At 31.4% G+C, this 975-nt stretch carries 1 protein-coding gene; it reads right to left on the reverse strand.

Annotated features, from left to right (window positions below):
• Positions 1-43: 43 nt before the first annotated feature.
• On the reverse strand, positions 44-925 hold the full coding sequence (locus A9479_RS19460; protein ID WP_064664330.1) for a LysR family transcriptional regulator: 882 nt from the start codon (positions 923-925) through the stop codon (positions 44-46).
• Between the last annotated feature and the right edge of the window lie 50 nt (positions 926-975).

A 975-nucleotide genomic window follows, 5' to 3' on the forward strand; every position in this document is an offset into this window, starting at 1 on the left:
TTAAACATTACAAAAATTAATTAAATTATTAATGCTGCGGTAGCTACATTTTGATTCCTTTGAGAGAGTGCTCTAAAAAATCAATTAAATAGCGTGTGCTTTTTGGAATTAATTTATCAGGCCATATCAGGTTTACATCTCGCTTTATGGGTTTGAACTGAGTTAATACTTCAACTAAGCTTTCGTCTTTTATATGCGGTAATAAACAATATTTAGGGCCATAATATACACCTCTTCCTTCAATAGCAGCTAAGGCACACATTTCTATATCGTTAGAAATAAAGTTAGGTTGAGGTTTAAAAATTACCTGTTCATTTTTATTTGTTTTAAAGGACCAGTTTTCGAATGGCGAGCACGATATATGGGGTAGTTTAGCTAAATCGTCAAAATTACTTGGTATGCCATATTGCTCAATTAAACTCGATGAACAAGCTAAAACAAAACTCATTTGGTTAATGACTTTACATATATTTTGTGAGCTATCTAGTTCTCCAATTCTAATGGCTAAATCAAACTCGGTGGCTTTTAAATCAAGGCGTTCATCCGAAAGCATCATATGAATTTTAATATTTGGATAAAGTAATGTGAATTGATTTATAACGCCTGAGAAGTACACACTCTTTATAAAGTTTTGCGGCGCTATTAGTTTAATTTTACTCACTTTATTTTCACTGAAATTCTTAAAATTGCACAGCGTAGTTTGTAAACCTTCTACATGGGCTAGGCAGTGGCTATAAAAACTCTTTCCAGGTTCTGTTAATCGCAAACTTCCTTTTTCACGATAAAACAACGCTAACGATAAGTCTTCTTCAAGTTTTTTTATTTTTCTTTGTAAAGTGGGTAAAGGAATATTTAACTTTACTGACGCTTCATTAAATGTTTTGTAATGATTTACTTTTATAAAAAGCGCGATGATATCAAGCAAGGTAAATCTCCTGTATAAATTTAAGACATGAAATTGTATTTAGTACTTAA

The organism is Pseudoalteromonas sp. MQS005 (genome assembly GCF_001661605.1).
Taxonomy (GTDB): Bacteria; Pseudomonadota; Gammaproteobacteria; order Enterobacterales; family Alteromonadaceae; genus Pseudoalteromonas; species Pseudoalteromonas tetraodonis.